A 25,437-nucleotide genomic window follows, 5' to 3' on the forward strand; every position below is an offset into this window, starting at 1 on the left:
AGTTTAATTCTCCAATTTGTATTTAGCTTTCCTTAACAGCTTTTCTCTTATTAAGGAAATATAGTCCTATTAATGAAACAATTAGAATTGCGCCAGTTATGATCCACGGCAGATATTTAGCTCCCCAAACAAAGAGGAAGGTTGACCACAAACCACCTTCTATTAGTGAAGTGATACTGGTTGCGTGCCCAATATTAAAGCTGGCAGCTTCCGCCATCTTGGTAACTAATGGTGCCATCCATGAAGTGACGTATAAAATACTAGTCATATAAACCACGCCACCTACAACGGAGCGAACAATGTTGCCGCCAAATACTGGTACCATAAGACAAACGGCAAATGGGATAGTGGAAAAGTCGCCGAAAGGAATAGTTTTATTTCCTGGAAGAATCACAGCCAGTAAAAGAGTTAACGGAATCATCAAAAGTGAAACAGCTAGAACAGCTTGATCGCCTACGGCTAAAGCTGAGTCCATACCGATATAAAGTTCACGTCCCGGAAAGCGTTTCTTGATAAAGTCATTTGCGGCATCAGAAACAGGTGTCAAACCTTCCATTAAAACCGAAACCATCTTTGGTAACAACACCATAATGGCTGCTGTTTGCACTCCCAAATTTAAAACTTTACCCACATCATAACCAGCAAGAATGCCAACTACTAAGCCGATAATTAAACCCATAACAGAGGTTTCACCTAAAATACCAAACTTTTTCTGGATAGTTTCTGGATTAGCCTTTAATTTGTTAAAGCCGGGAATGCGATCAAATACCCAGTTTAATGGTAGTGCCACCAGATAACCCGGTGCAGAAGTTCCGTGCGGAAACGTAATATTTGGAAAGCCATAGTATTTGTTCAAAACTGGTGCGCTTAAATCGCCTAAGAAGTACAACATTACTTGATACGCTACCATTGAAAAAACTGCTAAGGGAAAACTGTTAGACATACCATAGACTAGTCCACCAACAAAAGCAGCGTGCCAAAAGTTCCAAATGTCAATATTCAATGTTTTGGTTAAGCCAAACAAAAGTAAAAAGATGTCGATTGCAATGCCAATAGGGATTGCTGAAATACCCAAGATCGTACCATAAGAAATAGCCGATGCAGCGGGCCAACCAATATCAAGTGTCACTAATGATAAGCCAAAGCGTTTAACCATTACCTGAGCTGCTTTGCCCAAAGTATCTCCCAGCAAACCGGTTACTAGATTTAAGCCAATAAAGCCGATACCTACAGTTAAACCTGCTACAAATGATTTTTTAAATCCTGCACCCAAAATCATTGCAAAAATAGCAATAATAATAGGCAATATAACTGGAGCACCCCAGTTAACTATAGTTTGTAATGCCTGTAACATTTTTCTTTCTCCTTAAATTTCACTGCGGTCAATGTTATTCACCCAAAATGACTACGTTGCATTTACGTGATCTGGCGCGGTTTTGATCCCAGTCGACAAAATAAACATAGCCCACAGAACCAATTAGCAGCTCATTTTCTTTTAACGCAAATGTTTGGTTAGAACCAAAAAGTGAGCCTTTGATATGTGCATCCCCATTGAGAATCGTATTTTTTTCATTGGGATAATTTTTATCTTTTTGAGCTAATTCTTCCAAAAAGCGCACATGCTCTGGACCGGGATAGCGGTAATTAGAGTTTTCACTCTTTTCTGGTGGAATTATTTTGTCCAAAATATTATTCAAATCTACCTGTAAAAATTCGTCGCCGTTAAAATCATGGTCATGCACATACTCTTCAAATAAAACTGAGCATGTCGTATGTGGAGTTTGAACTAAGCAAATGCCATTTTTGATAGCACTATTTTTGACAATTTGCTTTAACTGCTCAGTGATATTCTGATAAGTGACTCTAGCGGCTGTTTTGATTTTGATTTCATCTTGATAAACTTTCATTTTATTCACCCCTTTGGAATTGCTTCATTGGTTCCAGCATTTCACTTATTTTTTTCTCCCAATCAGCAGCACAAACAATTCCGCTGGTGCCACCTGTACCATCAGCACCCAGTTGCAAAACTTTTTGCACGTCAGCACCTGTACTTACACCTGCTGCTTCTAAAACCATGATGTTTGAATTAATTGCCTTAATTGCCTGAACCGTGCTTGTGATGTATTCGTCATCACTTGTTTGGTGAGTACCAATTAAGCTGGTGGGCTCACAGATCATCATATTCGGCTCAAGCGCAGCTATTGCTCGGCACTCCGCAACGCTATCAGCACAAACAATACTATATAAACCGAGTTCTTTAGCTCTTTTAATAGTGCGTGCTAAGACATTCACCGTCAGCGGATTTTCCGCATGATTTAAAACAACTGCTTTTACACCTGCTGCTTTAAGCCCTTCGGGAAGAACATGCCCCATTCCTCTGCCAGCAACTACTGGATCCATGTGTTGGGCTGTTAAAAGCAAGTGATTAGTAGCAGCTTTAATTGCGGGCAAATCTATAAGTGGTGCAGTAAAAAGGATGTCAATCTGATACTTTTGCGCTAAGTTATCAGCAATTTTGGCTAATTTAACCAATTCTTCACCGTATAAATAAACTTTAGGATTTACCATCAAGAACGGCTTCTGTACTAATTTCATTTCTGCTTTTTCCTCCTAAAAAGAATATTTGGCGGTGTCAAAGACGTCATAATAGTGTTCTGCTAGTGAACACACAGCTTTTTCTTGTGCCGCAAGAAGATCGAATAATGACGGATAATCATTTTCTTTTGCGACGTTTAATGCCGCATTAGCCAAATCGGTGAAGATATTAATCTTAGTAATGCCGCTTGCCGCTGCCTTCTTCAGATTCGCGTCACCTGATGATGAGCCGCCATGACAAACAAGTGGCACTGCAACTGCGTCCCTTAATTCTTTTATTCTGGCAAAATTGAGTTTTGGCGTGCCTTGTTGATAAACACCGTGAGAAGTGCCGATAGAAACAGCCAAAGAATCAACGTTTGTCTCACTCACAAATTTAGTGGCTGCTGCAACTTCCGTATAAATGGTATTGTCATCAGAAGCATTGGTACCAACGTGACCAATTTCAGCTTCCACTACCACACCTAAACTGTGACAATAATCAACTACATCTTTGGTAATCTGCACATTTTTACTAAATTCTTCATTTGAAGCATCAATCATCACCGAAGTAAAGCCATGTGCGGCGCCCCATTTGACCAGTTCGGGATCTGTACCGTGATCTAAATGCAAGACGACGGGCACATGTGCTCTTTCTGCATAAAATTTACCTAAAGAGAGTGCTTCATCAATATCTAAGCGTGATTCATGCTTTTCTGCCCAAGCCAAAATAATTGGCAATTTTTTATTCTCTGCTGCTGCCAATTCGGCCCTAATTGACAGTTCGTCCCAATAATTAAAGTGGGGAAAAGCGTAGCCGCCTTTTTTTGCTGAATTTAAAATTTCGTTTGCTGAAATTAACATTTTTTACTCCTCTATCTCTTAATTTACAATTGCCAAAAATTCAGCCCTCGTGGTTGAATTCTGAATTTTCTTCATCGTCACCGTGTCGGTAAACATGGTCATTAGGCTCTTGAGCATATTGAGTTGCTTATCAGGGCTTTTTAGACACAAGATGAATATCATGGAAACATTCACATAACTGTCTATATCACCCATTTGCCTGAATTTGACCGGCTCCTTCAGTGAAATGAACCCAAGCTGCTCTTTTTCCACCTTATCAGGATCAGTATGCGGAATGGCCACGCCTAAACCTCCTTCAAGTGCCAAACCTGTAGGATATTTTTCTTCACGTTTTAAAATAGCGGGCAGAAATTCTGCATTGACAACATTTTTTCTTTGCAATTCATTTGCCAGAATAGTTAATGCTGCTTGTTTGTTCTTCATTTCTTGCTGCTGCAAAATTACTTGTTCACTAAACAATTTCTTATCTATATACAAATTAATTTCCTTTTTCTACTTTATTTGGTAAATTTCGTTCTTCTCAAGACCAAAATCATGCTCAACTTGTTCTGGTCGACAATTAAAGAATTTAAGCAAAAACTTAAACTCAGGACTTGTAAGTTTGGGGTTAACACACATCACCATGACCTTATTGATGGGATATATTTTTTTACTGTATAAAGATTCCCAATGGGCAATATTTAACAAAAACAGATACAGCCCAAAATCAGCAGTTATTTGTGTACCGATTACATGCAAGATGATGGTTTTATGACCAACATAGGTTTCCCCTAATTTTTCGCGCTCAATTATTTTGCGTTTGATATAACTTGAGCTTAAATACGGCGCTTTTTTTCTGATATATATTTCAGCAAGTTGCAAAATATCTGTTGTTTGCGTAACTACCGCATAAAATTCAGCCGTAGATGGCATTTTTTATCTTCTCCTTGTCTTGTTTATTCAACATGGCACTGACCAAGACATATTTATTCGATATATATGAAGGCAGTTCTACAGTAGAAATAATGAGATCTGTTTTAGAGCCGTTGTTCAGCCGGTAAAGCTGTTCATCAAGCGAGGAAATCACTTTGTCGACAACAATATTGCTAAACTCTTTTTGAATTTTGAGCTTCAATAATTCAGAAGTTCCCACTCCGCTGGCGCAAACCACCCAAACATGATATTTTTTAGTAATCTCCTCGATATTTTTTTCAAAATATAAAGTAATAAACCCCACTTCATTTTTTGAAATTAAGGGTATTTTCATTTGCAGGCATAACTGTTTAGATTCTTGCTCAATCGCCGCAAACAAATCTTTATATTCAACTTGAATATCCGGTAAAAGCTCATTTTCTACTGAAATATTATTTTTAATCCGGTTCATCATTGGCCCAATATGGCTGATCAGTTCCTTCTTTAATACCGGCTCATCGATTTGAGGTTTTATTTTCTGAGCCACACGTTGAATCAACTGGGAGGTAAAGGTTTCAACGCTTTTAGAGTAGAGGGATTTTTGATCCGGTTGACTTGGCTTGCCAATAAAGCGGGAGGAAAGCAAATACTTAAACAAATAATTGATTTCAAATTTCGAAATCTTTTTGACAATGAATTTCTCTACATTTTCAATCACTATTTCCGCAATTCTGTATAAATCATGATTTTGTTTGATTTCATTTGCGGAAACAAAAATTTTATTACTGTAATTTTTATCAATCTGCTTTCTTGCTCTCTGAATTAAAATATATAAATGCGAGCAAATATTAATATCATAGGGATAAGGAATCTTGGTCGCACTTAATTGCTCGATGATATTGATTTGTTCTTGAATGAAAGTTAAATCAATTTCACTGATCCCATCAATTGGCACCCTATTATTTTTTCCCTTATGCCAATGTAATAAGGAATTGATTTTTTCACGAATATCATCTTCTTTGCCCAGCACCGCAACCTTCTTGCTTTTCTGAATTAACGTTAAATTTGACTTGCTGAGAATATTTTTGATTTTGAGCAAATCAGCGTTAATCGTTGACTCGCTGACATACTCATCTTTATACAAGCTGTAAATTGCTATTGGTTGAGGTGAATTAAACAAGATTTTCAAAATTACTTTTTTCCTGCGAAGCTCGGGACTTTCCTTATCAGAAAAAGAAGCATCTTGCTGAAATTTCTTGAGTGCCGTGTTTTTGCTTAAAGTGTAGCCCTTGCTTTTTTCGGAGTTGATAATTCTAACTTTTTTATTCCCGTTAACGCTGTTAACATGGCGATAAACAGTTTTAACAGATACGTCAAAAGCCGCAGCAATCTTGGCAGCACTCGTATATCCAGTTTGTTTTTCTAAAAAATTTAACAGCTCCTTATCATTCATCTTGTTTTTCAACCAAGTACCTCCTTTTCATACCTACATTTTATTTCTGAAATTATTCATAAAAATTATTTGAGTGTCCCCTTTAGCGGACATTCAAATAAACCGCTTACATATAGAAAGTATAATTGCTGAAAAAAGGTGCTATTAAGAGCTAGTTGAAAACAAAAAAGCGTAATAGCAACTATAAAAAGTTGATATTACGCTAATAAATTTATTTTTTGATTTTTATACTAATTTTTTACGAATCCAGCCGGAAATCCAATCAATCACAATAACCATAATAATGATGCCAAGTAAGATTATTCCTACCCGGTTCCATTGCCGGTACTGCAATGCGATGATTAACGGATAACCGATACCGCCGGCGCCAACCAGGCCCAAGATTGAAGCAGACCTGATAGAAACATCAAAGCGGTATAACGTATTTGAAATTAGAGCAGGCATCAGGTTAGGCAAAGTAGAAAACATAATGATATTAGTTTTGGAACCGCCGACCGCAGTTACTGCTTCGTTAGGACCATCATCCAAGTTTTCTATTGCTTCAGAAAACAGTTTGGCAAGCATCCCCACTGAGTGAAAGCCAAGAGCCATCACTCCGGCGGCAGAACCTGGTCCTACTGCCTTAATAAACATCAATGCCAAAACAATTTCTGGAAACGATCTAATTATTGCCAGTATAATTTTACCGGTCCGTGATACATACCAATGCTTGTGTTTAGTATTTGCTGCCCAGAAGGCAAAGGGCAGTGAAATAATAGCAGAAATAAAAGTTCCTAAAAACGCAATGCAGACAGTTTCCCACAGTTGTGAAACCAAATCTTCACCACTACCGTTATAAACATAAGACCAGTCTGGGTGAAAAATGCCGGAGAAAATCGCACCAGCAATTTGACCAGCTGTTTCTTTAATCCCGCCAAAGTCAATTCCAGTGCAGGACCATATTACCAGCCCAATAGTCACAATTGTGATCAGCCAGTGCAAGATACGTTTTTTAACATCGATCGGCCTAGGAGGCAGCTTTTTCATAATTGTATCCATTATTGCATCAACGCCTCCCGTGATTTAGAAGAAACATAATCTATCAGTACCACTACAATGATAATCACAATGATAATTGTGCCCGTCTTAGGGTAATCAAAGACTTGCAGCGTTTGTTGCAGGTATAAACCGATACCACCGGCACCGATATAACCCAAAACGGTTGATGCTCTGACATTTATTTCAAATGCATACAAACAATAAGAAATAAAATACGTAATTACTTGTGGCAGAACTGCAAAAACTATAATTTGCAATTTGTTGGCGCCAACAGCTGTTAATGCTTCAATCGGACCGGGATCAATAGTTTCAATAGCCTCATAAAACAGCTTGACTACAATTCCGAAAGTACAGATAGCTAGTGCCAAGACACCAGCTACAGGTCCAATCCCGACAATAGCAACGAAAATGGCACCTAATAATAGATCAGGGATAGTTCTGATGATATTCATAATTACCCTGAGAATGCCTGTAATCGCCTTATTTTTAACAATATTGCGGGCAATTAATAAAGAATAGATAAAGGCTACAGCAGAGCCAATTACTGTTCCTAAAATTGCCATTTTAATTGTTTCAAGCAAAAGCGGAATTACTGTTGCCATGTATGACCAATCGGGATGCAGCATTTGCAGAAAAATATCAGCAAATTGACCGAAGTTGGCAAATAACGCACCTAAATCTGTTTTAGTTTCATTGGTAGAGATAAATAAACCCGCAATGAAAATTATGACCCACAGTAAATTTAAAATCTTAAACTTTTTCTTAGGCAAAGCCAGCAGCTTTTCCTGTTCCGTGCTACTCATCTTGGTCACCACCGGAATAAATCTGATCAAACGTTGATGCTGGCGTATCGGACATCTTGCCGTCATAAATAATTTCACCAGCACGAACGCCAATTACCCTTTTACCAAATTCCTGTGCGAGCTGAACGCTGTGCAAGTTAATAACAACAGTCATACCATGCTTTTCATTCAGCATTTGTAAGTCTTTCATTACACGGCGAGAGGTTTGCGGATCAAGTGAAGCTGTTGGTTCGTCTGCCAAAATGATATCAGGGTTCTGTGTCAACACACGGGCAATAGCCACACGTTGCTGCTGCCCCCCAGATAGTTCATCAGCACGAGAATAAACTTTATCTGCCAAATCAACTTGCTGTAAAGCATCATAGGCACGCTGTTTATCTTCCTTTGTAAAAAGGTTTAACGACGATTTCCAAGTTGGATAGTACCCTACTCTACCCGTTAAAACATTACGCAAAACACTTGAGCGTTTAACTAAATTAAAGCTTTGGAAAATCATACCGATATGCCTGCGCAACGTTCTTAATTTTTTACCTTTGGCCTTAGTAATAGATTCGCCGTTAATTAAGATATCGCCCTCGGTAATATCAATTAAACGGTTAATCGACCTTAAAAGCGTTGATTTGCCGGCGCCGGATAAACCTACAATAACAACAAATTCACCCTTATTAATAGTTAAATTGACGTCTTTTAAACCAACAACATCTTTGCCATAAACTTTCTTTACGTTTTTTAATTCAATTATTGGCTTAACTACAGAATCTGCCATTATAAACTTCCTTTGTATCCCTTATTTTTTGGTTGATTCGATAATATCTTCATACTTGCGTACAACGTTAAAGTCACTGTCCTTAGTGTGGACATATCCTTCATGAGTATAGATACTCTCGATAATCTTTTTACCCTTTTTAGACTTACCAATATCAATAAATGCGTTAGCCAATTTCTTTCTAAATGACTTAGACATACTTGGAACTACAGAAATAGTATCGTTCGGAATTGGTTTAGTAAAGTAAATTGGCACCACTTGACTCATAATTTTAGGGTTGTCATCTTTAACAATTGTCCGCGCATCTTCAAACACGAAAGCAGCATCAGTATCACCGTTAAGCACATTTAAAACTGCTTGATCTTGACCGGTAACAGTTACTAACTTGCAGCTCTTGCGCACATCAAGGCCTTTTTCCTTTAATTCAGCAATGGGGAAAACGTAGCCGGCTGAGGATGTGGGACTTTGAATAGAGATGGACTTGCCCTTTAAATCTTTCCAGCTCTTAATTTTAGAATTCTTCTTAGCTACAATTTCGGCACGATAGAAGTTAACTAAATCTTTAGTTGGACGTCCGTTTGGTTGCTTAACACCATATCTTTGTGCTTGCAGTAAAACATCTGCAGCACCTTGCTTATGAGCTAAAATATAACCATTTGGCGGTAAGAAACCCACATCAACTTTTTTGGACTTCATGGCCTCAACTACTGTATTGTAATCAGTTGACATAGACACATGAACTGGAATGCCCAGCCGATCGGATAACATTTTTTCCAAAGGCTTTGCCCGTGATTCCAGCTTAGTGGCAGCCTGGCTAGGAACGAATTGCACGTTCAGAGACTTAGGCGTACCGCTATCCTTGCTCTTTTCCTTATTAGAGCAAGCTGCCGTCATGAATGCCACCAAAAAAACAGCAGCAAAAGCTAATATTTTTCTAAATTTTTTCATCATGCCCTCCCAGACATAAAAAAAGACTTTAGCCAAAAACACAAACGTGAATTAAACTAAGTCTTTTAATAACACTTTTACTAAAAAAGCGAACAATACCTTCTTTTTGAAGAAAGTGAAAAGGCTTTTTTGCAAAAAAGTCAATGAACGCTAGGCGCCGTTGATATTTTTGCATTACCTTCACACTCCTTTCAACATACTGTATTTATTCTATCAAATAATAGCAGAAATATTTTATTTAGAAAAGAGAATAGGTTGGAAAAATTATTTTTGCTGATGAAAAATTTTCAAGTTTGTTTTATTGACGCTTTTTTGGGAGTGTTATTTGTCTGGAATTTATTTTTTGGTAGAAGCGATTAACTTATCATACTTTCTGATGATGTTATAGTCACTATCTTTGGCATAAGTGTAGCCTTCGTGACTGTAAATACTTTCAATCAATTTTCTACCATCTTTGGATTTGGCAATTGAAATAAATGCTTTAGCTAATTTCTTTCTAAATGACTTAGGCATACTTGGAAGAACTGAAATGGTATCGTTAGGTATTCTCTTGGTGAAGTAAATTGGCACTACTTTACTCATAATTTTTGGTTCGTCCTTTAAGACATCATTTCTAGCATCTTCATAAACAAAAGCTGCATCAGTATCGCCGTTTAAAACATCAATCACTGCTTGATCTGCACCAGTGACAGTGACTAATTTACATTTTTTAGTTACATCTAAACCTTTTTGCTTTAACTCAGCAATAGGGAAAATATAGCCGGAGTCAGAAGTAACATCGGTAACAGAAATTGATTTGCCCTTTAAGTCTTTCCAACTCTTAATTTTTGAACCTTTCTTGACCAGGATTTCACCACGGTATGAATTAACTAATTCCTTAGTTCTCTTACCATTTGGTTGTGTAACGCGGTAGCGCTCAGCTTGCAATAATAAGTCTGCTGCCCCTTGCTTATGAGCCATGATATAGCCGTCTGAAGGTAAAAAGCCCACATCAACTTTTTTAGACTTCATAGCTTCAACTAGACCATTATAGTTAGTTGACATTGAAACATGTACTGGAATGCCAAGACGTTTAGAAAGCATCTTTTCCATTGGCTTAGCTCTTGCTTCTAGTTTATTGGCAGCAACGCTAGGTACGAACTGAACGTTGATTGATTTGGGTGTATTGCTGCTTGAAGACGACTTTTTATTTGAACAAGCCGTAGCTCCGACTGTTAATAATAGTAAAAAACAGGTTATCAGAAATTTTTTGATTTTGGTCATTTGTTCTTTTACTCCTTAAAAATGATATTTACAATGACTTTATTTTCAGGTTAAATACCAAAAGTTTTACTAAATTTAACGTATTCTTCTTTTCCCTGAAAATATTAAATTACAAACTAACGACCTTCATTAACACCCGTTTTTGTTATTCATTATTTCCTCCAAAATTAACAACTAAAAAAGGGCAGAATATGACCTAAATCATATAAAGCCCTTGATTTCTATTTTATAAAAATGAACAGCTTAGACTGTAAATAATAAACTTATTCTCTATTACTACTAGCCTTTAATTAACACAACTGCGTTCATTCAGTAAATAATATACCAAAAGGTTCGTAAAAATTCAACTATTTAATTTAGGTTAGTCATTTTATTGCTCAGTATAAATAATAATCACGAACATTTTTGAGAGCAAAAAGCTATTGTTAAAAGTCATCCAGCCAACAAAAAAAGCACACAAAGAGTTGTATGCCATTAGCAACTTTTAAAAATATCAAATTTCTAAATTATTTCTTTTTCCGTTCTAGTTTAAGTGGCTTATTGTCAATGTCCGTTCTGACGATCAAAACGTCCGCTAATGCATGCTGGTTAACATACTCTGTTACTGAACCCATTAACATTCTTTCAACTGCATTTAATCCAGTTGCACCCATAATAATTAAATCATTGTGGTGATCTTTAATAAAGTCATAGGAAATAATTGCTTTGGGACTGCCATAACGGATGTGATAATCAATATCATCAAAACCCAAATTATCATGAGCCCATTCAGTTAGACTCTTAAGGTACTTTTCTGTATCCTGCGTCATCTGATAAACCGTGTCCCCAGTAATTAAGGTATCCTGCATTTGTCCCAGAAATTGTCTGGTATCAATTACGCTTAAAACATCGATATGGGCGTTTTCAGTCATTGCAATTTTAACTGCTTTATCAAAGGATCTTTCTGCCGATTCTGAACCGTCGACTGGAACTAAAATATTAGCTTTTTTTGTTTCCATGTTCTCACCCTTTTGAAATATATTATTCTTTTATCCATTTTACCATATTTTAGATAACAACTATGTTTTTTTATAATTGTTTATATACTAGTTTATTGCTAAAATTAGGTGTAATTGTCAAACGCAAAGGTGGAGGTATTTAATGACCCAAAAACTTAAAAATCAACTAATTGGCGTAAAAAGTGGCCGTAATTTTCGCGAATTGGGTGGCTATCAAACCAGTAGCGGTAAAACAGTCAAAATGCATAAATTACTGAGAACTGCTAACTTGGCAACGCTTGATCAAACTGATCTGAAGTTTTTACAAGACTATGGCGTAAAATATGTCGTTGACTTTAGAAGTAAAGACGAAGCTGAAAAAGAACCTGATCGCATTCCTGAAGGTGCTATCTATAACTTCGACCCCGTCTTCAGCGAAGACTTGACGGAATCTTCAAAAGGCATTGACGAAATTCTCAGTCAAAAACAACAAGATCCTAAAGCTGGTTTTGACCACATGTTTTTGGCATACGACGATATGATCAAGAGTGAATCGGCGCAAAAAGCATACCGGCACTTTTTTGATGTACTGCTAGCTAATGATCAGGAAAATCAAAGTGTAATATTCCACTGTACTGCTGGTAAAGATAGAACTGGTTTTGCGGCATTGTTGATTTTATCAGCACTTGAAGTACCTTTTGAAACTATCAAAAAAGATTATCTTTTGACAAACGTTGCTACTAAAGACTTTGTCCAGAAATTTTTACAAAAAGCAAAAGATGAAGGTGCTGACGATGCCACTTTAAACATCTTAAAAGATTTACAAACCGTTCATTCTGAGTATATTGACTTTGTCATTTCAACTATAAATAAAAATTATGGTAGCGTTGAAAACTACTTACATGATATTATGAGATTAACTGATGATGAAATCAGTAAGTTGCGTGAAATATATTTAAAATAGTTTTAAATGGTAAGGAGAAATTTTATGACTAAGACAAAAACTGTTTATTTTGGTGCTGGTTGGTTTAATGATAAGCAAAATGATGCTTATAAGAAGACAATGAAAGCTTTAGAAGAAAACCCAACCATTGACCTAGAAAACAGTTATGTTCCTCTAGATCATCAATATAAAGGCATTAATGTCGAGGAACATCCCGAATATCTGCGTGATCGTGAATGGGAAACCGCTACTTACCGCGGTGATTTAACTGGTATTAAGACCAGCGATATTATGATCGGTGTCTATTTACCAGATGAAGAAGATGTAGGTCTTGGTATGGAATTAGGTTATGCTTTGTCTCAAGGAAAATACATTGTATTGGTTATTCCTGATGAAGACTACGGTAAACCAATCAATTTAATGAGCTGGGGCGTTTGCGATATTGCCCTTAAACTGAGTGAAGTAAAAGACTTTGATTTCAACAAACCTCGTTTTGACTTTTACGATGGAGCTGCTTATTAAACAGAGCCGTGTTTAAACCAAATTAAATAAGACATATAAAAACCGTTTCTGTTGAGACGGTTTTTGTGTGAGCAAGATATGACTGTTCAAGGCAGTTTAGCTTAGTGCGTAAAATTAACTGCATATTGTTAAATTAGCGCTAGCTTTGCAAATTAAAATACCTTGTATTCTTTTACACAATGAATTCTGCTCTTATAATACTTAATTGCAGCATAAAGGTATCCATGCTAAAATACAGGTGTAAGAAAAAGGAAGACTTACGCCGTATGTCTTCCTCACGTAGAGCCGCCACAAAGGACGGTAGCTGCGCTTATATTAGTTTTACATTAAAACCGCCCAGCCAGTCTCTAGGACAGTTTTTGATTTGCTCATTTATCATGATGCTTGTCAATAAAAACCGTTTCTGTTGAGACGGTTTTTGTATGAGCAAGATATGATTCTTCAGGGCAATTTAGCTTAGTGCGTAAATTAACTGCATATTGCTAAATTAACGCTAACTTTGCAATTTAAAAATGCTTATCTACTTTAGCGCTATGAATTCTGCTCTATAATACTTAATTGCACCATAAAAGCATTCATGCTAAAATACAGGTGTAAGAAAAAGGAAGACTTACCTCAATAAGCCTTCCTCACGTAGAGCCGCCACAAAGGACGGTAGCTGCGCTTATAATATTTTTTGTTTAATATTAAAAACCGCCCAGCTAGTTTCTAGGACGGTTTTTGATTTGCTCATTTATCATGATGCTTGTCAATAAGCATTAACAAGGTCAAGATAAACATACCAAAGTTAAGCATTAAACTTAACGCTTCGGCAGTGCTCATCAACTGCTGCTCCCTTCTTTTGGGAGACTGAAGTATGAATCAAGATAGTTCATAGGCCTCACTTCCTTCATGAAAGCGGCAGCTACCGTCCTTTTAACTTTTCTACGCTGATTAAATTATAACAAACCAATCTCAAATATTAACCAGATTTTATAAAATTATCTATAATCATATAGGCCAAGCCATTAAAATGGCTTGGTTTTTATTTTTGAAGGCAAAGTTTGCCAGCGCCAGCTGACAGTTCACTTTTCATTACCAGTGGTATAAGACCAGCTTGTAAATCACCGATTACGTGGGAGATAATGCTTTTGCTTTAAATCTTGGAGAACTGCGGTCAAAATTTACAGTTACCTAGTAGTGATTGCATCACTTTCAAGTAATTTTAAAACAAATTTTCTATATCTAAATTATTTATTCTGTCAAATAATCTAAAATGCGGTACATTGCCCTTTTATTTTCCTTGGGTACAGGATGCTCAATAACCTGCTTAGCTGTTTGTTTAAACACCGAACCGGATAGATATTGCGCATCGTTGACCACAATCTCTTTGATATTATCTTTTTCTGGTTCTAAGTGAAACTGCAAACCCACGGCTTGCTTGCCTAAGACAAAACCTTGATTTTGTAAATTAGCATTAGCAAATAAAACTTCAGCTTCATCTGGTATTTCAAACATTTCTTCGTGCCAATGCAATACTTCTAAACTTTCAGGTAAGCCGGTAATTAATTTGGATTGCAATTTGACTGGCCCCCAGCCTACTTCCTTAACCGGCGCCTTTTTAACCTGATAGCCTAAAGTTTTAACAATTTGTTGGGCGCCAAAGCATACTCCCAAAATAGGCTTTCCCTCCTGAAATAGCTGCTTAATTAACTGGCGCTCTTGCTTAATCCATGGCAGATCGTCATTTGGACTCATTGGACTACCTAAGATAACTAGTAAATCTGTTGTGGCAGCTTCAGGCAAAATGCCAAACTGATAGGGATGATATACATAAAAGCCATACTGATGCAGGTCGGCCCATTCCTGAATTGAACCGGGGCCTTCGTTTGGCGTGTGTTGTAAAACATTAACTCTCATCACTTTGTTCCTTTAAAATAAATTAGCACCACAGTGTTTTTACTAAAATATTCAAATAATAATTTAATATTATTATAATTTAATGATAAAATGAAGTTTAAGTCAATTAAAGCTTTTTATATTCCAATGTACCGGGAGAATGCAATGTCTTTCAAAACTTTTTTTAAAACACTACCTAAGTCGTTATTATTTGGATTTCTAATTGCAACTATAATTTATTCTTTTGATGGCGTGGTTTTATCTTCAGTAGTTTCAAATGTGACGTTTTTCAACTGCCATACACCCGCTATAAAAGCAGTGTTGTATATCATAAGCAGTTTGCTGGCTCTGGGATTAGTTTATTTCGCCATGACCCTAAAGCAAATCTGGATCAATCAGGCAATCAAATTAATGAATATCAAAATAAAAGACAGCTTTGTTTACGGTCAGATAGTTAACCCTGACTTTGCAGCAGTTGCTTCAGATAATGTTTCAAAGATTTTTAATGACTTCAAGCTGATTGAAACTAATTATTTTAAAAATTTTTTTGAATTGTGTGGTGCCATTTTGATGGCTGCAATATCCAGCTTTTATATTCTTTGGCTTAATTTTGCAATTGGGATTTTATTCATTTTGTTTTCACTGCTGCCAATGCTTTCATCCAAAATTTTTGGCAAAGTATTAAGTGATTCCTCTGAAACTTGGCAAAAAAGCAGCAGCACTTATTTAGGCAAAGTAACCGACTTGTTTAATGGTATTCGCACAATTAAAACTTATTTAGCTGAAAAAACAATGTTTGCAGATACCGAAAACTACTTGCAGCAAACAGAAAATTCGTACAAAAAGATGAATGACTATCAAGCTTGGGCAATTTTTCTCAGCGCCATTCTTTCTGCATTGAGTTTTATTCTTCCTCTTGGTGCAGGTTTGTTTTTTGTTATCAATGGTCAGGCTGAACCAGCAGCTATTATCGCCATTTTCTTAGCCAGTGACCGTGTCGTTGGGCCTCTGAGAAATGCCGCACAATGCCTAAATGAGATGAAGACGACAGAAAATATTCGTAAAAGTCTCAAACTGTATCCGCTTGAATTTGCAGAAAACAAGAATAGTCACCTTAATTCTCCTGATATCAAGATAGATGATGTCAGTTTTGCTTATAATAAACAAAAGCCGCTTTTGACAAATTTAAGTTTAACAATTCCATTCAGAACCAAAATTTTAATTACTGGTAAATCCGGTGCAGGCAAATCAACAATCTTCAACTTAATAGAAGGCTTTGTCAAACCTACAAGCGGACAAATTTTTCTTCAAGACGGTTCTCAAGTAGTTAAAAATATCGCTGGTTCTGGTGAACTTGCTTACGTTGCTCAAAGTCCATTCATGTTCAATGACACTTTGCGTCTTAATCTGACTCTAGGTAAAGAGTTTTCGGATGAAGAATGCTTGAAAGCACTAAAAGCAGTCGGTTTATTAGCAGAACTAGGTGATAATTGTTTAGACAAAAAGTATGGTGAAAATGGTGCAAATCTGTCAGGTGGACAAAAGCAAAGAATTGAAATTGCTCGTGCACTGATTTACCGTAAAAAGATTATTTTAGTAGATGAGGCCACTTCGGCTTTAGATAATGAAACAGGTAAAAAAGTGCAACAAGTAATAAACAGGTTGAACTGCACTGTGTTGGAAATTGCTCACCATTACGATGAGCAAATATTTAAAGACAATTACTTTAAACATTACGAGTTAAAAGATAACACTCTTTTGGAACAGAATAACTAAACTCAACACATATTTTTTATTATTCAACTACATAATGTCCTAATAGGTAGTAGTTACAAAAAGATTACTTTTTATTATGTAACCTTATTAAATTTTAATTTTGGAGGGTATCAAATCATGCTGAAGTATAAACTCAATCCGAAAATCGCCTTATTTTTAATGGGTATTTTACAATTTTTAATTGGCATTCTTTTTATTTATTATGACAAAGGTAAAATAGCTACATATACATACTTTTTCTTTGGTGTAATATTAGTGCTAGGCGCTATTTTCATTAAAATCGCCCACCCTGTAAAAATTATTCAAAAGGCTAATCTGGATGGCGGAGAAAAGTTTTTCAAATGCTTATCTTTAGCAACTTTGGCATTTTCCCTTCTAGTATTAATTTTTGATAGGACTAATCTGACTTCGTATATTCCGCAGATTGATGCATACTTATTTCTTATCCTATTTTAACCTGCCGGTTTTAGGGAAAGTAGACCAATGTTCATTTTTAATATTGGAAGATGTTTACCCAACGTCAATCGCAATTATTGTGCTGAATTAAAAAAGTACCTGAAAATTAAAACAAATTTTGAGATGCTTTACTTTTCGATTTAGTAAAAATAAAGCAAACTAAAATGCAAACCAGTACGATCAAAGATAGGAATACTAACATATTGTAATTTAGTTTTAGACCTGCCAATGCCGCTAACTTTTTGTTTTTAAAACCTGTTTGCGCCAAAGTTATTAACGAAGCTGCTAGTGCTGTGCCTATCGCCCCAGAATATGATTGGGCAGTCATAAAAATGACATTCCCATCATTTTTTACATCAGTCGGAATATGGGATAAACAAAAAGTCATGATATTACCGTAGCTAAATCCCAAGCCAAACATAAAGCTGATATAAATAAAGACCATGTTGGTAATATTTGGGTTCAAAAAATTAGCAATTATAAAAGTGAGAAGAATTATTACTACTCCAAATATTATTGGTAATTTTTGATTAATCTTATCGTAAATTATTCCAGCAAACGCTGAAACAACTGCATCTGTGATAGCAGCAGGTAAAACCAGCAACCCAGCTGTGGCCGTTGTTTGTGCAAAAGCTGTCTGTAACACGTTGGGTATCAAAAATGACATGCTCAGTGACATTAATTGCAACAGAAAAAATGCCAGCAAAAAGAAAGTAAACTGCCAGTTTTTAAATAAACTAACTTTTAAAACTGCATGCTGACTATGCTTTTCAACCAAAATAAAGAAAGATCCAGTAATAATAGTGATTAATGCCAGTATTAATTGCAGGTAAATATTATTGCCACTGGTAAAACCCAAAAGTACAAATAAAGCGGACAGGAGAAACGCAATTAAAAGTAAACCGCCCTGAAAATCGAATGGAATTTTTTCAGTTTTAGTAGTTTGAGTGATACTAAACTCGCCTAATACCCAGATCAATATAATTACTGGGATAATAAACAAAAATAAATTCTGCCACTGAAATAGTTTTAGAACTATTCCACCGTATACTGGACCAACTGCAGGAGCAAAAGCAATAACAAGAGTGCCAAGTCCCATAAACATGCCAACTTGCTTTTGAGGTGATTCTCTTAAGATTATTGAAAACATTAGTGGCAAACCAATGCCGGCAGCAACTCCTTGTAAAAGACGCCCAGATAGTAATAAGGCGAAGCTTGATGAAATTCCTGCTAAAAAAGTACCTAGTAAAAAGCATAAAACAGCTATTCTAAATAAAGAAACAACTTTGAATCTCTTTTGTAAATACGAACCAAAAGGAATAATAATCGTAGATACCAACATATAGCCTGTTGTTAACCACTGAACCGTTCTGGCAGAAATATTAAATTCAGTCATTAATTGGGGAAAAGCAATATTGAGTGCTGTTTCTATCACAATTCCCAAAAAACTAAGTATTCCCACTGAGAGTATTGAGCCAATTAGCTTACTATTTTTTACCATTGAAATTCTCAATTCCTTTTATCATTATTTTTTAGATACGATATCTAATTAAATAAGTATATTACAGTAATATGTTGTACCAGTTAAGAAAAAGCGATTGAGTAGAATATTGTTTTATAATACAAAATTTAAATTGACAACTAAAAAAGCAACATAATAAATTGCTGTTAACTTTGACAAAGTCATCTATACTTCTGCTAGAGCAATTGTTTTTGTACTTAAAAAGCTCCAAGCTATATCTAGCTTGGAGCCAAAACTTTAGCAAAAGGATTTTAAAAAATCTGTCAGCTAATTTTGATTAGCAAACGTTTATTTTATTGCCCGACGATCTTTTAAAATATAAAAGAAACCTAATAGAACAAGCAAAACCATTACAGAATAAAAAGACGGCAAAATTTGACCAAATTGAAAATCATATATTACCATTTTATAGGCTAATAAGGAAACGGAGGCTAATATCAACACCATTCCGCGATTAGTTCTAACAAATTTGATTATTGGATTATCTTTATAAGTTTTACCCAAAAGCCAACAAGCATTGATCAAGGCTGTCAATGCAACTATTTCAGTCATGTATTTATCCTCCTTTCCAAATTAACATATAAAAGACAAAATGTTACGTCTTTATAAATAAGTTAACGACTTTTTGATCGACGAAATAAATCTGATGTAATTATTGATTTACCTCTAAAATAAGAATAACATTAAATTATTATTTTTAGTGTGAAAAATCGGCACATTTTTGAGCACAATAAACAAAGAAAGAATACGATCATGAGTAATTTTGGCAAAACCATTCATAATCTTAGAACTAGACGTAAAATGACCCAGCAAGAATTAGCACAAGATTTATTTGATCGCAGTACAATTTCTAAAATTGAAAATAATGAATTATCAACTACTTATGAAAATGAAATTAAATTAATAACGCGGTTGGGCTTAACTCCAAATGAGTTTGAGTATATTAGCAATAGTTATCAAGTTGGAACTAAAAATCAACTTCTGTATCGCTTTTTAAACCTCAATGACAATGTTGATCAAGAAGAAATAAATGGTCTGCTACAAGATTGTCTTTTTGTTAAAAATGATGAAGATATTAAAATGATTGCTATTATCCTAAAATCTCTCTTGCTGGTTAATAACGCAACAGCTCATGCTCATGCTCGCGAGCTTGTTCAACCTATCTGGTTTAACTATCTTCGTAATATCGAAGTTTTTACCATTACAGATATAACAATTCTTAATTCAATTCTATTTGCTTTTGATTATCAAACGGCAAATGAAATTATTGTCAAGATTATTACAAATTTAGACAATCGTAACTCCTTTATGAAAGAATTAAAAGCTAATACTTTAATTAACCAAGCAATAATACAAATGAAGGAGCGTCAATTTAAGTCAGCTGCTAGTATTCTCAATAGCTTGCAGCCTTTACTAAAGAGACTAAGGCAATATGATAAATTGCTGGTTGCTAATGCTCGCATAGCAATTTGTCAAAATGACAAACAAACGGCTCTAGACCAAGTCAGTTTATTACAAAAAATTGGTGCCGCAAAGCTAGCAAAAAGTTTAAAACAGGAAGTTAAACAGTTTTTATGATTAAAGCTCCTCTTTGAATTTAACTGTACTTACTACAGAACTAAAGCCCTTGAAACTAAGAATTTCAAGGGCTTTAGCTTTTTTAGCAACTGCATCATCAATGTAGCAAGTATCATTTTTTAGAATTCATTATAAATAAAATGAGTAGAACTGATACCCAAATATTGATATAAATAAATCAAAAAAAAGATAATGACAGCATAAATAATTATTTTTAAAGTAAAACCTATTAAATTTTTCCAAGAAGTTTGGTGTTTTTTGGTCATTTACCCTTTCACATCCTATTAATCTATCTAATACTTCAACTAATATAATATATTGTATAATATAGTTCAAGATAGTATAATACGTTTATTAATAAGTAATGGTAATTTTTATAATTAATAAATAGTTGTCTTACTGACAGTCCTATAAACATTACAACTTTTTACGCAACTAAAAAGTCTGGCACATTGCCAGGCTATTCCTACGTTAAAAGCTTTATAACGGAGGCATAAAATGAAAAAAATTTATAAAATAGGGATATTTTGTGGAATAATCGGTGTGCTCTTATTTGCCTGTGTGAAAATAAATGGTGCTTTGCAAAAGCCTCAAGTAACAGAAGCCGATACCAATCAAACTACCAAAAGAGTTTACACAGTTAAAAAATTTAATAAAATCAAATTTTCTTCCTATAGACCTAATACTATTGTTACTTTAGGTAATAAATACCGAGTCACAATTAAAGCAAAACGTGGCGGAAATGCACAAAAAATTAAAACTAAAGTTAAAGATGAACAATTGACTATTTATGATAAGCCGGAAAAACATTTTAATGATGGCTATTATGAAGTCACTGTCACTGTACCAAGTAAAAACGCTCTGAAAAAAGTGTCAGGTTATTTGCGTGGTGGCTGCGCACTATTAGAGAAATTAGATATTCCTGTTATCAACCTTAAGTCAAACATTGCTTATTTGGCCCTCGATCATATTTCTTCTCAAAATGTTAAGTTAAAGATCAAACACCAAGTTTTAGACATATTGGATTCAAATTTACAAAATTGTTCCATTAATATCGGTAAAGGCAATATGACTTTTGACGATAGCAAGATCAAAACTAAAGTATTCATTGCTAAAGGCGGCATGCTTATTAATGATTGTACTTTCTCTGGTAATAGCTCATTTACTCTTAATAAGGGAATATTTTCAATGACAGGTGCACCAAAAATTAGTTATGATTTACGCGTTGATCCTAAGCATAAAATTGTAACTGATACTAAAGATTATCATCATCGCTTATCTATTTTCGCAGCGAACAAACCAACTGTTAAAGTAACTAGCAAAAATGCGAATATAGAATTTTACAAATAAATATAGTGGCTTTTTAGCTGTAGTAAAGCTATTGGCCAAAGTACAATTAACCTTAATACCAGTGATTTTAGCATGTTCGATATGTTTGATTGGCCGAAAATTAATTGTAACCTTACAACTGATTCCACAAAAAAATACTATTATCGTCATTTTTCTACCCCTTCTCAAACTAATTCACTGCTTAAAGTTACCTATAACAGTGGTAAGATTTTAGTATCTAAGGATTAAACTTTAGAGTCTACCTTCAAAACTCATACAGCAAAATTAATCAAGTATAAGTTGATGTTTTGTGTACACTCTAAAAGCACGAATTCAAATTACCAAGTCATAATTTAGGAGTCAAAATTGATCATAGATACTAAGAAACTGCAAAAAACAGTCATGGAAAATAAGAAAAAACACGGCTTCAATACCACAGATATTGAGTTTGAATTATTGCGCTTACATGGAGAAGCTAACGAGTTATTTGAAGCCTGGCGCAAAAATGATAAACAAAACATCAATGAAGAATTAGCGGATGTGGGAATATTCTTACTGGGTATTGCGGAAATGCTTGACAGTGATTTGGGTGAAGATATTGTTAATAAAATGAAAATAAACGAAAAAAGAATATACAAAAATGGCGTTAAACTTGGTCCTGCTGATACAGATATATAGACCGATAGCTTTAGTTTAATAACAGCATGGTCAAGCTATCAGCTATTTATTCAATTCTTACAAAAGTTGATGAACAGTATTTTTCTAGCTATTTGAATTAAATCTTGTATTTTTTGGCAACTCTAATTATTAATGAAAAATAGAGTTGCTTTTTTAATTATTAGGATTTAATATATCCAAATATAATATAAATATAGTCTTTGATATTAAGTTATATACAAGATTATTTGATAATAGAGAAAGTGTCATACTGTTATGGTTTTAAAAAAATTATCTTTCACAACCAAAAGTATAATATGCGGTTTTATACAAATTCTACTAGGTTTCTTTGCAATTTTTATTCTAAAAAAAGACTTTAGCTTCCTAATTGTTTTTTCTATTTTTGCACTCATGTGTTTTGCATCAGCTTTTTTTGGAAAAAATTCAAGTACAAAACCAAAGAAATATTCTGAAAGAGTCTATAGAAATAGGAGAATAACTTCTTATGCTATGGGTTTATTTATGATTTTCATGAGTATAATGGGGTTTTTATTTGATCCGAAGCATTCTCTAAATTTAATTTATTTAGATTCTGGTCTAGCATGCTTATTATTTCCCGAATGAAATGTACAGAAACGGCTATTTTTAAAAAGTACAATCTTAACTTGACAAAGGTTCCGAAATTTTCTCAATTTCGGGACTTTTTTATAATACAAAAATGCACCTAATAGCTGATTTTTACTATTAGGTGCATTTAAGTTATGAATTTTTCTCTTAATCGTTCTTACTTAGCAACTATAAACATATTTATGCTGTACTACTGGGCTAATTAACCAAAAATTCTAAAAGTTAGCTTTCTTCACATATCGCTTCAATCCGGTGATGTAATAATAACGACCTTTCCGTTTTACTGCACCACCAAATGTTCTAACTTTGCGTCCACGCTTCAGACTGGCATGTCTTATTTTCTTTACTTTTTGATTATAGATCAGAGCCTTGTGCTTTAACTTACGCTTTTGGCCTGTAATATTAGTAGCCTTCACAAACGTATTATTACCTAAAAGATAATACTTCTTACCTTTTATGTTTTCGGTACCATAAGTAATAATTATCTGGCCTGACATAAATTCGCCTGGTTTCCGCTTACCATTAATATCATAAAGATAAGAATTATGCATTACCGTTCTTTCAGTCCCGTTAAAGTTAGCTTTCTTCACGTAGCGGTTCAATCCGATGATATAGTAATAGCGACCTTTTCGCTTTACTGCACCGCCATATGTTGTAACTTTGCGTCCACGTTTCAGAATGGCATGTCTTATTTTCTTTACTTTTTGATTATAGATCAGAGCCCTGTGCTTTAACTTACGCTTTTGGCCTGTAATATTATTGGCCTTCACAAACGTATTATTACCTAAAAAATAATACTTCTTACCGTTTATGTTTTCGGTATCATAGGTAGTAATTATCTGGCCTGACATAAATTCGCCTGGTAACCGCTTACCATCAATATCATAGAGATACGAATTATGCATTACCATTCTTTCAGTCCCTTTAAGGTAAGTAAAAGTTACAGTCTGAGGCTGGTAGCTGAAGAAACCTGTCGCATTATAAGGCCTTGCCTTTAATAAATAACCAGCAAATTTCAGTTCTTGGGTAATGTACCCATCTCCAACATTACCATTCAAGATTTTATCAGGTGCCAATTTAAGGCCATTTTTATCTTTATACTGAACTCTGACCTCAGCTCCTGCAATCGGCTCTATAGTACCAGATGAATGACTTGGTGGTGTTGGTGTCGGCGTTGGTGTTGGCGTTGGAGTCGGCGGTGTTGGTGGTGTTGGCGGATTGACTGGTGGCTTAGGCTCATCAAAGTGTGTACCCTCGCGAACATAAGTATCGGCATCTTTAGTTGGATCATAATTTGTCATTAACTCTTTTGAGCTCCACCTATTTTTGCCTTTAGGATCATTAAGTGTACCATCAGCAACATTGCGCCAAGTGCCATCAGCATCAAAGCCAGTACCATTGACAATATTATCTTTTCCTAGTTTTAACAAGTTTAAACTTTGCAAATCATTTAGCATATCGGAAATGTATATAATTTTGCTCATATCAAAACCGCTAATATCAAGCCTTTGCAACCGAATATCATACTGAAACATGCCGCTCATATTAAAAACATTCGCGGTTTTAAAATTACTGAGATCAAGCTCTGTGATATTCTCACAGTCATTAAACATGTCATTCATTACAGTTACTTTATCAGTATTAAATTTGCTAACATCAATTTTTGTTAATAACTGACATGAAGCAAACATTCCTGACATAGTCGAAACGTTAGCAGTTGAAAAGCCGCTAACATCTAGGTCAGTTAGGTTCCAACAGTTGTTAAACATCCAGTTCATATCAGTGACATTATCAGTTTTGAAATCTTTACCAAACTTAATACTTTTTAGTGAATAGCAATTGTGGAACATAGTACTGGTATTAGTCACCTTACTAGTTTTAAAGTTGCTTAAATCAATTGCATTTAAACTTCTGCATTCTTCAAACATGCCACTTAATAATGAAACATTTTCGGTATTAAAGGAACTGACATCAATATTTTTAAGACTTTCGCAACCATAAAACATGCTTGTCATTCTGGTAACATTGGCAGTATTAAAGTTTTTTAGATTAACATCGCTTAGATAAATACATGTTGAAAACATGCTTGTCATATCAGTAATTTTACTAGTATTAAGCTTGTCCAAGCCGTCTATATTAGTTATATTACTAAAACCTTTAAATAGATACCTGACTGACCCGCTAAGTGCCAAGGGACCCTGAATAACAATATGGTTAACATTTACAGGGTCAAGCCCTACATTATATAAAGCATTTGCCAGCGGTTTCGGGTCATTAAAAGCTGTGGAGTTACCAGGAATAGTTAACGTTTTACTGGTCGAATCATAGCTAAGTGACAGTTCACTATTATCATCAATATCAGTACTGACCCATGGAACTGTCTTAGTTTCTCTTGTTGCAATTTTCGTTTCTTTTGCTAAATTTGCAGGAGGTGAAGCCGATGCAAATATTGTTTGCGGTTTAATAATACTTAAACCTACCACAGTCATAGCAATAGTAGCTAAGTACGTTGTAAGTTTAATCCTAAAATGGTGTTTATTCATTATTCGTCTCCTTTAAGCAATATACTTCT

The 25,437-nt window shown here is 34.9% G+C and carries 26 protein-coding genes; 7 read left to right on the top strand and 19 right to left on the bottom strand.

Annotated elements, in window-relative coordinates:
• Nucleotides 1–22: 22 nt before the first annotated feature.
• From DLD54_RS07755 to DLD54_RS07815, 13 genes are all read right to left on the bottom strand, one after another.
• Complete coding sequence (locus DLD54_RS07755; protein WP_109918824.1) at nucleotides 23–1,354, bottom strand: PTS galactitol transporter subunit IIC; 1,332 nt, start codon at nucleotides 1,352–1,354, stop codon at nucleotides 23–25.
• 34 nt (nucleotides 1,355–1,388) lie between these two features.
• Nucleotides 1,389–1,907, bottom strand: coding sequence for a YjbQ family protein (locus tag DLD54_RS07760; protein ID WP_109918825.1), 519 nt, complete (start codon nucleotides 1,905–1,907; stop codon nucleotides 1,389–1,391).
• Nucleotide 1,908: 1 nt separating this feature from the next.
• A complete protein-coding gene (locus tag DLD54_RS07765) occupies nucleotides 1,909–2,595 on the bottom strand; it encodes a triose-phosphate isomerase (protein WP_109918826.1) in 687 nt (228 codons plus the stop codon).
• Nucleotides 2,596–2,610: 15 nt separating this feature from the next.
• Nucleotides 2,611–3,438, bottom strand: coding sequence for a class II fructose-bisphosphate aldolase (locus DLD54_RS07770; RefSeq protein WP_109918827.1), 828 nt, complete (start codon nucleotides 3,436–3,438; stop codon nucleotides 2,611–2,613).
• Nucleotides 3,439–3,456: 18 nt separating this feature from the next.
• On the bottom strand, nucleotides 3,457–3,915 hold the full coding sequence (locus DLD54_RS07775; protein WP_233559200.1) for a PTS sugar transporter subunit IIA: 459 nt from the start codon (nucleotides 3,913–3,915) through the stop codon (nucleotides 3,457–3,459).
• A gap of 15 nt (nucleotides 3,916–3,930) precedes the next feature.
• Complete coding sequence (locus DLD54_RS07780; RefSeq protein ID WP_109918828.1) at nucleotides 3,931–4,350, bottom strand: PTS sugar transporter subunit IIA; 420 nt, start codon at nucleotides 4,348–4,350, stop codon at nucleotides 3,931–3,933.
• A complete protein-coding gene (locus tag DLD54_RS07785; protein WP_109918829.1) occupies nucleotides 4,334–5,794 on the bottom strand; it encodes a BglG family transcription antiterminator in 1,461 nt (486 codons plus the stop codon). Before DLD54_RS07785 ends, DLD54_RS07780 begins: the two co-directional genes overlap by 17 nt.
• 213 nt (nucleotides 5,795–6,007) lie before the next feature.
• Nucleotides 6,008–6,820, bottom strand: coding sequence for a phosphonate ABC transporter, permease protein PhnE (phnE, locus tag DLD54_RS07790; protein WP_109918830.1), 813 nt, complete (start codon nucleotides 6,818–6,820; stop codon nucleotides 6,008–6,010).
• Complete coding sequence (gene phnE, locus DLD54_RS07795; protein WP_046327685.1) at nucleotides 6,820–7,623, bottom strand: phosphonate ABC transporter, permease protein PhnE; 804 nt, start codon at nucleotides 7,621–7,623, stop codon at nucleotides 6,820–6,822. The genes phnE (DLD54_RS07790) and phnE (DLD54_RS07795) overlap by 1 nt, the downstream gene beginning before the upstream one ends.
• Complete coding sequence (gene phnC / locus DLD54_RS07800) at nucleotides 7,616–8,389, bottom strand: phosphonate ABC transporter ATP-binding protein (RefSeq protein ID WP_046327686.1); 774 nt, start codon at nucleotides 8,387–8,389, stop codon at nucleotides 7,616–7,618. Before phnC ends, phnE (DLD54_RS07795) begins: the two co-directional genes overlap by 8 nt.
• Before the next feature lie 21 nt (nucleotides 8,390–8,410).
• The gene (gene phnD / locus DLD54_RS07805) at nucleotides 8,411–9,337 is read right to left on the bottom strand and encodes a phosphate/phosphite/phosphonate ABC transporter substrate-binding protein (RefSeq protein WP_046327687.1); all 927 of its coding nucleotides are present in this window, start codon (nucleotides 9,335–9,337) and stop codon (nucleotides 8,411–8,413) included.
• A gap of 336 nt (nucleotides 9,338–9,673) precedes the next feature.
• Complete coding sequence (locus tag DLD54_RS07810) at nucleotides 9,674–10,600, bottom strand: phosphate/phosphite/phosphonate ABC transporter substrate-binding protein (RefSeq protein ID WP_046327688.1); 927 nt, start codon at nucleotides 10,598–10,600, stop codon at nucleotides 9,674–9,676.
• Between the two features lie 506 nt (nucleotides 10,601–11,106).
• Complete coding sequence (locus DLD54_RS07815; RefSeq protein WP_046327689.1) at nucleotides 11,107–11,598, bottom strand: universal stress protein; 492 nt, start codon at nucleotides 11,596–11,598, stop codon at nucleotides 11,107–11,109.
• 142 nt (nucleotides 11,599–11,740) lie between these two features.
• Here DLD54_RS07815 and DLD54_RS07820 point away from each other — a divergent pair, with 142 nt between their 5' ends.
• Both DLD54_RS07820 and DLD54_RS07825 read left to right on the top strand, forming a co-directional pair.
• A complete protein-coding gene (locus tag DLD54_RS07820; RefSeq protein ID WP_109918831.1) occupies nucleotides 11,741–12,541 on the top strand; it encodes a tyrosine-protein phosphatase in 801 nt (266 codons plus the stop codon).
• 24 nt (nucleotides 12,542–12,565) lie between these two features.
• A complete protein-coding gene (locus tag DLD54_RS07825) occupies nucleotides 12,566–13,042 on the top strand; it encodes a nucleoside 2-deoxyribosyltransferase (protein ID WP_046325572.1) in 477 nt (158 codons plus the stop codon).
• Between the two features lie 729 nt (nucleotides 13,043–13,771).
• Here DLD54_RS07825 and DLD54_RS08990 read toward each other — a convergent pair.
• Together DLD54_RS08990 and DLD54_RS07835 are read right to left on the bottom strand one after the other, a co-directional pair.
• The gene (locus DLD54_RS08990; RefSeq protein ID WP_109918832.1) at nucleotides 13,772–13,864 is read right to left on the bottom strand and encodes a putative holin-like toxin; all 93 of its coding nucleotides are present in this window, start codon (nucleotides 13,862–13,864) and stop codon (nucleotides 13,772–13,774) included.
• A gap of 411 nt (nucleotides 13,865–14,275) precedes the next feature.
• A complete protein-coding gene (locus tag DLD54_RS07835) occupies nucleotides 14,276–14,941 on the bottom strand; it encodes a type 1 glutamine amidotransferase (protein ID WP_109918833.1) in 666 nt (221 codons plus the stop codon).
• 144 nt (nucleotides 14,942–15,085) lie between these two features.
• Here DLD54_RS07835 and DLD54_RS07840 point away from each other — a divergent pair, with 144 nt between their 5' ends.
• Nucleotides 15,086–16,696 (top strand): ATP-binding cassette domain-containing protein, encoded by a 1,611-nt coding sequence (locus DLD54_RS07840; RefSeq protein ID WP_158593332.1) that lies wholly within the window; start codon nucleotides 15,086–15,088, stop codon nucleotides 16,694–16,696.
• 117 nt (nucleotides 16,697–16,813) lie between these two features.
• Nucleotides 16,814–17,152 (top strand): hypothetical protein, encoded by a 339-nt coding sequence (locus DLD54_RS07845; RefSeq protein WP_109918835.1) that lies wholly within the window; start codon nucleotides 16,814–16,816, stop codon nucleotides 17,150–17,152.
• Nucleotides 17,153–17,258: 106 nt separating this feature from the next.
• Here the strand turns inward: DLD54_RS07845 and DLD54_RS07850 are convergent, their stop codons facing one another.
• Together DLD54_RS07850 and DLD54_RS07855 are read right to left on the bottom strand one after the other, a co-directional pair.
• Nucleotides 17,259–18,653: an MFS transporter gene (locus DLD54_RS07850; protein WP_233559201.1), complete on the bottom strand. Its 1,395-nt coding sequence runs from the start codon at nucleotides 18,651–18,653 to the stop codon at nucleotides 17,259–17,261.
• 309 nt (nucleotides 18,654–18,962) lie between these two features.
• A complete protein-coding gene (locus DLD54_RS07855; protein WP_109918836.1) occupies nucleotides 18,963–19,226 on the bottom strand; it encodes a hypothetical protein in 264 nt (87 codons plus the stop codon).
• Nucleotides 19,227–19,427: 201 nt separating this feature from the next.
• Here DLD54_RS07855 and DLD54_RS07860 point away from each other — a divergent pair, with 201 nt between their 5' ends.
• Nucleotides 19,428–20,252 (top strand): helix-turn-helix domain-containing protein, encoded by an 825-nt coding sequence (locus DLD54_RS07860; RefSeq protein ID WP_109918837.1) that lies wholly within the window; start codon nucleotides 19,428–19,430, stop codon nucleotides 20,250–20,252.
• Between the two features lie 119 nt (nucleotides 20,253–20,371).
• On the opposite strand, the gene DLD54_RS07865 is transcribed toward DLD54_RS07860, so the two are convergent.
• Nucleotides 20,372–20,518, bottom strand: a complete 147-nt coding sequence (locus DLD54_RS07865; protein WP_109918838.1) for a teichoic acid D-Ala incorporation-associated protein DltX — start codon at nucleotides 20,516–20,518, stop codon at nucleotides 20,372–20,374.
• Nucleotides 20,519–20,750: 232 nt separating this feature from the next.
• On the opposite strand from DLD54_RS07865, the gene DLD54_RS07870 reads away from it, so the two are divergent.
• Nucleotides 20,751–21,602 carry a GIN domain-containing protein gene (locus tag DLD54_RS07870; protein WP_109918839.1) on the top strand — a complete coding sequence of 284 codons (852 nt, stop codon included), beginning with the start codon at nucleotides 20,751–20,753 and terminating at the stop codon, nucleotides 21,600–21,602.
• Nucleotides 21,603–21,947: 345 nt separating this feature from the next.
• Nucleotides 21,948–22,259 (top strand): MazG nucleotide pyrophosphohydrolase domain-containing protein, encoded by a 312-nt coding sequence (locus DLD54_RS07875; RefSeq protein WP_109918840.1) that lies wholly within the window; start codon nucleotides 21,948–21,950, stop codon nucleotides 22,257–22,259.
• A gap of 821 nt (nucleotides 22,260–23,080) precedes the next feature.
• Here DLD54_RS07875 and DLD54_RS07885 read toward each other — a convergent pair.
• Entirely contained in the window at nucleotides 23,081–25,408 is a 2,328-nt protein-coding gene (locus tag DLD54_RS07885) for a BspA family leucine-rich repeat surface protein (protein ID WP_109918841.1), read from the bottom strand.
• Between the last annotated feature and the right edge of the window lie 29 nt (nucleotides 25,409–25,437).

Source organism: Lactobacillus helsingborgensis (genome assembly GCF_003173695.1).
In the GTDB taxonomy this organism is placed as follows: domain Bacteria; phylum Bacillota; class Bacilli; order Lactobacillales; family Lactobacillaceae; genus Lactobacillus; species Lactobacillus helsingborgensis.

Bases quoted from the DNA above. Each gene is read 5' to 3' on its own strand.
- DLD54_RS07755 (WP_109918824.1), bottom strand. From the start codon at position 1,354: ATGTTACAGGCATTACAAACTATAGTTAACTGGGGTGCTCCAGTTATA.
- DLD54_RS07760 (WP_109918825.1), bottom strand. From the start codon at position 1,907: ATGAAAGTTTATCAAGATGAAATCAAAATCAAAACAGCCGCTAGAGTC.
- DLD54_RS07765 (WP_109918826.1), bottom strand. From the start codon at position 2,595: ATGAAATTAGTACAGAAGCCGTTCTTGATGGTAAATCCTAAAGTTTAT.
- DLD54_RS07770 (WP_109918827.1), bottom strand. From the start codon at position 3,438: ATGTTAATTTCAGCAAACGAAATTTTAAATTCAGCAAAAAAAGGCGGC.
- DLD54_RS07780 (WP_109918828.1), bottom strand. From the start codon at position 4,350: ATGCCATCTACGGCTGAATTTTATGCGGTAGTTACGCAAACAACAGAT.
- phnE (WP_109918830.1), bottom strand. From the start codon at position 6,820: ATGGATACAATTATGAAAAAGCTGCCTCCTAGGCCGATCGATGTTAAA.
- phnE (WP_046327685.1), bottom strand. From the start codon at position 7,623: ATGAGTAGCACGGAACAGGAAAAGCTGCTGGCTTTGCCTAAGAAAAAG.
- phnC (WP_046327686.1), bottom strand. From the start codon at position 8,389: ATGGCAGATTCTGTAGTTAAGCCAATAATTGAATTAAAAAACGTAAAG.
- phnD (WP_046327687.1), bottom strand. From the start codon at position 9,337: ATGAAAAAATTTAGAAAAATATTAGCTTTTGCTGCTGTTTTTTTGGTG.
- DLD54_RS07810 (WP_046327688.1), bottom strand. From the start codon at position 10,600: ATGACCAAAATCAAAAAATTTCTGATAACCTGTTTTTTACTATTATTA.
- DLD54_RS07815 (WP_046327689.1), bottom strand. From the start codon at position 11,598: ATGGAAACAAAAAAAGCTAATATTTTAGTTCCAGTCGACGGTTCAGAA.
- DLD54_RS07820 (WP_109918831.1), top strand. From the start codon at position 11,741: ATGACCCAAAAACTTAAAAATCAACTAATTGGCGTAAAAAGTGGCCGT.
- DLD54_RS07825 (WP_046325572.1), top strand. From the start codon at position 12,566: ATGACTAAGACAAAAACTGTTTATTTTGGTGCTGGTTGGTTTAATGAT.
- DLD54_RS08990 (WP_109918832.1), bottom strand. From the start codon at position 13,864: ATGAGCACTGCCGAAGCGTTAAGTTTAATGCTTAACTTTGGTATGTTT.
- DLD54_RS07835 (WP_109918833.1), bottom strand. From the start codon at position 14,941: ATGAGAGTTAATGTTTTACAACACACGCCAAACGAAGGCCCCGGTTCA.
- DLD54_RS07840 (WP_158593332.1), top strand. From the start codon at position 15,086: ATGTCTTTCAAAACTTTTTTTAAAACACTACCTAAGTCGTTATTATTT.
- DLD54_RS07845 (WP_109918835.1), top strand. From the start codon at position 16,814: ATGCTGAAGTATAAACTCAATCCGAAAATCGCCTTATTTTTAATGGGT.
- DLD54_RS07850 (WP_233559201.1), bottom strand. From the start codon at position 18,653: ATGGTAAAAAATAGTAAGCTAATTGGCTCAATACTCTCAGTGGGAATA.
- DLD54_RS07855 (WP_109918836.1), bottom strand. From the start codon at position 19,226: ATGACTGAAATAGTTGCATTGACAGCCTTGATCAATGCTTGTTGGCTT.
- DLD54_RS07860 (WP_109918837.1), top strand. From the start codon at position 19,428: ATGAGTAATTTTGGCAAAACCATTCATAATCTTAGAACTAGACGTAAA.
- DLD54_RS07865 (WP_109918838.1), bottom strand. From the start codon at position 20,518: ATGACCAAAAAACACCAAACTTCTTGGAAAAATTTAATAGGTTTTACT.
- DLD54_RS07870 (WP_109918839.1), top strand. From the start codon at position 20,751: ATGAAAAAAATTTATAAAATAGGGATATTTTGTGGAATAATCGGTGTG.
- DLD54_RS07885 (WP_109918841.1), bottom strand. From the start codon at position 25,408: ATGAATAAACACCATTTTAGGATTAAACTTACAACGTACTTAGCTACT.